Genomic DNA, 4,917 nt, shown 5'->3' with positions numbered 1-4,917 from the left:
TTCCACAGCGCGCGGCGCGCCCCGCGTTGCCGCGTGAGCGGCACGGGAATCCCCGTCCCTTCAGGGCGGGGAGCAGGTCAACTTCCGTGGTATCGCGTGTGTCAGAGGGATCGGAACTGGCGGGTGGTGGAGATGGCGCCGGAGGTGGTCATGGTGAAGGTCCGCATGGAGTCGGCGAACTTCGACAGGTCCCACTCGGCCGGGCCGTGGTACCAGTACAGGTTGTCGGCCTGCTGCCCGTTGCCGGTGACGGAGGAGACCACGCGGGCCCAGCGGTCGACGCAGTCGAAGATCACAGCGTAGGGCAGGTAGCGGGAGAACAGCTCCACCCGCTGGGCCGGGGGGACGTCGGCGCCGAGGTCGGCCGAGGACAGATACTCCCGGAAGCCCAGGGTGTGGGCGAGGGCGGCGGCGCCCTTGGCGGTCTTGGCGGGCATGTACTGCCCGCCGACGGCCAGGGCCGCGCCGGCGATGATCAGGGCCAGGCCGAGCAGGCCGTACGTGGTGAACCAGGCCAGCGCCACGGTGGCGAGCACTCCGGCGAAGGTCAGCGCCACGCCCAGGGTGGTCCAGCGGGTGCGGACGGTGTCGGGGCGGCGGGCGAACCAGCCCTGGGTGACGACGTCGCGGTAGAGCGCGTCGCGGACCTTGCCGAGCTCGGCGCCGAAGGAGCCCTTGAGCTCCGAGAGCAGCACCGCGTCGCGGCCGTGGAAGACGGCCTCGTAGAGCGCCCGCTCGTACGGCAGCAGCGAGCCGACGGGGGCGCCGGGCAGCCGGACCAGCGTCCAGTCCGGGGTGTCGTAGGTCTGCCGGGGCCGCTCGTCGATCCGGATGTAGCCCCGGACGGCCAGGTCCACGATGGTGGCGGTCACGTCGATCACGTCGGCCTGCTCGTCCATGAGCGTGCCGATCTGGCCGGGTCGCACGCCGTCCGGCGGGGCGAAGTGGCCGTTCTCGATCGGGGTGAGCGAGCCCGACTCGTGGCCGACCACGCGGGCGTCGCGGCCGCGGGTCCAGTAGAGCAGGCCGAGACCGCCCAGGAGCAGGAGCAGCAGGCCGGCCAGCGCGCCGCCGGTGACGGCGTTGAGGGTGAAGGCGTTGGACAGCTCGAAACGGCGCTCCAGCACGGGCGCGCCGGTGGTGGCCCCGGCCGGGTAGCCGACGACCACGGTCAGCACCTCGCCGGGACCGAGGCCCTGCTGCTCGAACTCCGCGCTGGTCCCGGTGTGGTCGAAGGACGCGGCGGTGCAGGCCACCGCGGAGGCCAGCACCCCGGCGAAGCAGGACAGGTTCTGCATCTGGGCGGGCCCGGTCACCTTGACCGTGGCCTGCTCCACCGGGACGGACCAGCCGCCCACGGCGTACCAGCGCAGTTCCTGGATGTCGGCCAGCGGGGTGACCGTGCCCTTGACGTCGTACTCGATCGTCGCGGTGCCGGAGCCCTTCAGCGTGATCGATCCGTCGGCGAGCGTGCCGTCGCCCTTGAACCCGGTGACCTGGTAGAGCCGGTCGTTGCCGTCGTCGTAGCGCGTCCGGCCGACGAGCGTGCGCTTCGGCGCGCCGCCGGTGAACTCGACGGTCTCCTTGACGTGCAGCACGCCGTCCTGCCGCAGCTCGAGCTCGACCACGTCGCTCTTCACCGTGTCCGCCCGGGCCGACGCGTCGCCGGCCGTCCCGGCGAAGGCCGGGGACAGACCGGTGGCCAGCGCGAGCACGGCCGCCGCGACCAGGCTTCCGACCGTGCGATGGACGGCCGTGCGATGGCCCGTCCGGTGAAAGAAAGATCCCGCCATGGGTCGGCAGCCTATCGAGAACCGCCGGGGGGTGACGGCCCGCCCTATCATGATTTTTCGGTCAATACGGATATAGGACTGCCTATCCGCTAGATTGCCGCGCGGTGATCCAGTCTTCCCCGAGAGGCGGTCAGATGCGCCCGCGCCGGTCGAGCCCTCTGGTCTTCGGTGTCTTCGGCGTCCTCGCGACGACCTTCACCGCCGTCGTGGTGGTGGCCGCGCTGGCCGGTGGCGACGAGGCGGCGGTCCCGGCGGGCCCGGGAAGCGCGCCGACGGCCACCGAGCGGGCCGTGCCCGCCCCGACGGAGAAGGCGGAGGTCGACCCGCCGACCTTCGACCCGCCGCGCAGGCTCGACCTCGGCGCGCTGGGCGAGGCCGAGATCGCGCTGGCGGGCGGGAGCGCGGCCGCGGGCCGGGAGTCCGCGCGCAGCGCCATGGCCGTCGACCTGAGGTACATGCAGCGCTCCCAGACCGGTGTCCGGCTCAAGCGCAACCCGCTGTACGGCACCGGCATGATGCGCCCCACCACCTGCCGGGTGCCGCGTCCCTCGGCCCAGGCGAGGGACATGCTCGCCTTCCTCAACGCGACGACCGGCTGCCTGGACCGGGCCTGGGCCGCCAAGTTCTCCCAGGCGCGCGCGGTCTTCCAGCAGCCCCGCCGGGTCTTCTGGTCGCGTCCGGGGCGCGGCCCGTGCGGCAGCTACCCCGCCTCCGGCGCGGCCGCCTACTACTGCCCCTCCAACCGGGGGATGTACATCGGGCTGTCGCACCTGATCCAGCAGACCGGCCGGATCGACCCGGCGAGCAACCACGTGCCCTACCTGTCGGTGCTCGCCCACGAGTACGGCCATCACGTGCAGTCCATGGCCGGGATCGGCGGCGCGTGGTGGTGGGAGGTCTCCAACAAGTCCAAGACCGCCCAGAACGCGCACTCCCGCCGGTCGGAGCTGCAGGCCCAGTGCTTCGCCGGGGTCTTCATGCGGACCGTCCGGGTCCCGCTCGGCGTCACCGCCGCCCGCTGGCAGGCCGTGCTGGAGATGGAGTACAGCCGGGGCGACGACCAGAACGGCCTGGGCCTGCGCGACCACGGCAACGGCCAGAACTTCGCCGGGTGGCTCGACCACGGCTGGAAGTACGCGCGGCCCGGCTACTGCAACACCTGGACCGCCCCGGCCTCGCACGTCAGCTGACCTCCGGCCTCCCGCACGCAGCCCGCGGCGGGGCCGCCGCGGATCCGCTCCAGGCCGTCGAGGCGGGAGGCCCCCGGGCCGGCGAGCACGGTGAAGAGCGCGACCGCGCTCCAGATCAGCAGGGCGCCGGCGGACAGCTCCAGGACGAGGCCCGCCCAGCCGTCTCCCCGGCCGCCCGCCCGGCCGTCTCCCCGGTCGCTCGCCCGGTCGTCCTGCCACCCGTGCGGCCCGTCGCCGGGTCCGCCGTCCTTTCGGCTTCCGGTGGTGGCCGCCGGGCGCAGGGCCGGATGGTGGACCCGGCCGAGCGCGGCGAAGCCCAAGGTGACGGAGACGAGCACCAGGAGGGCCGAGGCGCCGGAGGCGGGCGGGACGAGGCCGGTCAGGAAGGCCGCGCCGCCCGCGAGGAGCGACGCCAGGCCGAGGCCGCCCACCGGTCGTGAGCGCCGGGAGGCGCGGTCCGAGCGGGCCGGATAGGGGCGGGGGCCCGGCGGAAGGCCGTAAACGCAGGTCATCGATCGCCTCCGGCGGGGAGACGCCGGCCCCCGGGCCGGGGAGGGAGCGCGGAGCGGTTCCGCATGGTCGTCTCCTTGTCGTGGTCGGGCGTGGCGGTCCGCCCGGTGCGGACGGGCCGCGCCGGTGGGTGCCGGATCGTCCTCCCGGAGCACCGGCCGGGCCGTGTCCCGTCGAACGGATTACGGATCGTTGACGGTTCGCCGCCCTCCCGGGTTGCCGTTCCCTGACGAAAGTATTGGCGTTTCCATGACCAAGTAGTCCGTTTCTCCCATAAATAAGTGGATATTTTCGGACCTTTTGGAAGGTAAATTCTTTCGCTCCGGATCGCGGCGGCCAGGTGGCCGGGCCTGGCTAGAATGCCGAGTGCTCAAGACGGTCTCCCGGGGCGGCCGTGACCGTGGATCTACCCGACATGAGGGTTTCCGCCGGAGGTCACGGGCGTGGCGTGCGCTTCGGGAACCGCGTTCACATCAGCGGTCCACGGTTCTCCGAGGTGGCATGCACGGGCTTTCACGGAAACGGCGCGGGGCGTTTTCCTCCGCTCTCGCCGTGGCGCTCTGCTGCCTGCTTCCGGGATGCACCCCGGCGGGCGGGGCGGCATCGGAGACCGGCCGGGGAGGCGGGCGGGAGACCGGAGGGCAGACCGCGGCGCGGCCCATGGCGGCCCGGGCGGCGCCGGTGGTGATGGTCGTCGGGGACAGCTTCACCGTCGGATCGGGTCCGGTCGAGCGCTGGGAGAGTTACGCGGCCAGGAGCGCGCGCGAGCTGGGCTGGCAGCTGATCACCGCGGGGATGGGCGGGACCGGCTTCGTCAACCCGGGCCGGGTGGGCCGGACCTTCCAGGACTCCTTCGTCCGGGAGCTCGCCTGGCGGCCGGCGCCCGACCTGCTGATCATCTCCGGCGGGCACAACGACCGCCGCACCCGGCCGGAGGAGGTCTACCAGGCAGCCGCGCGCTGCTGAGGACGGTCTCCGGGCACTGGCCCGGCACCCCGGTGGTGGTGGTCGGCCCGCTGTGGATGGGGGACGCGCCGCGCTGGGCCTACGACGTCAGGAACGCCGTCGCGCGCGCCGCGCAGAGAGCCGGCGTGCCGTTCCTCGACCCGCTCGGCATGCGCTGGGGCCGCGAGCTGACCCTCCCCGACGGCGTCCACCCCACGGGTGAGGGCCACGCCCGCATCGCCCGCTGGCTGGTCGCCTCCCTGCGGGAGCACGGAGCCCGTGCGGGCGGGCGGCCTGCGCGGACCGCCCGGCCCGCACGGGTGACGCGGGCTCCACGCGGGGCGCGGGCCCGCGTCCCTCCGGGCGACGCGGACCGCCCGCCGGGTGGGCGAGCGGTCCGTGCGCCTTCACGGTGAGCCGGGCAGGGTCAGGAGATGACGGGGGTGGGCGGGGTGCCCGAGCCGCTCCAGGAGCCGATG

The 4,917-nt window shown here is 73.7% G+C and carries 3 protein-coding genes and 1 pseudogene; 2 read left to right on the top strand and 2 right to left on the bottom strand.

Translation table 11 applies throughout. The features are described from left to right. Nucleotides 1–101: 101 nt before the first annotated feature. The gene (locus tag ACWJ6R_RS13190; protein WP_449062494.1) at nt 102–1,793 is read right to left on the bottom strand and encodes a DUF2207 domain-containing protein; all 1,692 of its coding nucleotides are present in this window, start codon (nt 1,791–1,793) and stop codon (nt 102–104) included. Nucleotides 1,794–1,927: 134 nt separating this feature from the next. On the opposite strand from ACWJ6R_RS13190, the gene ACWJ6R_RS13185 reads away from it, so the two are divergent. Further along, nucleotides 1,928–2,983 (top strand): neutral zinc metallopeptidase, encoded by a 1,056-nt coding sequence (locus ACWJ6R_RS13185; RefSeq protein ID WP_449062493.1) that lies wholly within the window; start codon nt 1,928–1,930, stop codon nt 2,981–2,983. On the opposite strand, the gene ACWJ6R_RS13180 is transcribed toward ACWJ6R_RS13185, so the two are convergent. After that, nucleotides 2,941–3,495 carry a hypothetical protein gene (locus ACWJ6R_RS13180; RefSeq protein ID WP_449062492.1) on the bottom strand — a complete coding sequence of 185 codons (555 nt, stop codon included), beginning with the start codon at nt 3,493–3,495 and terminating at the stop codon, nt 2,941–2,943. The two genes, ACWJ6R_RS13185 and ACWJ6R_RS13180, sit on opposite strands and share 43 nt — an antisense overlap. 499 nt (nt 3,496–3,994) lie before the next feature. On the opposite strand from ACWJ6R_RS13180, the pseudogene ACWJ6R_RS13175 reads away from it, so the two are divergent. Then, a pseudogene (locus ACWJ6R_RS13175) lies at nt 3,995–4,854 on the top strand (SGNH/GDSL hydrolase family protein). Nucleotides 4,855–4,917 lie beyond the last annotated feature (63 nt).

The organism is Planomonospora algeriensis (assembly GCF_977012225.1).
Note: the sequence above shows the minus strand (reverse complement) of the source record. Positions and strands in the feature narration are given on the sequence as shown.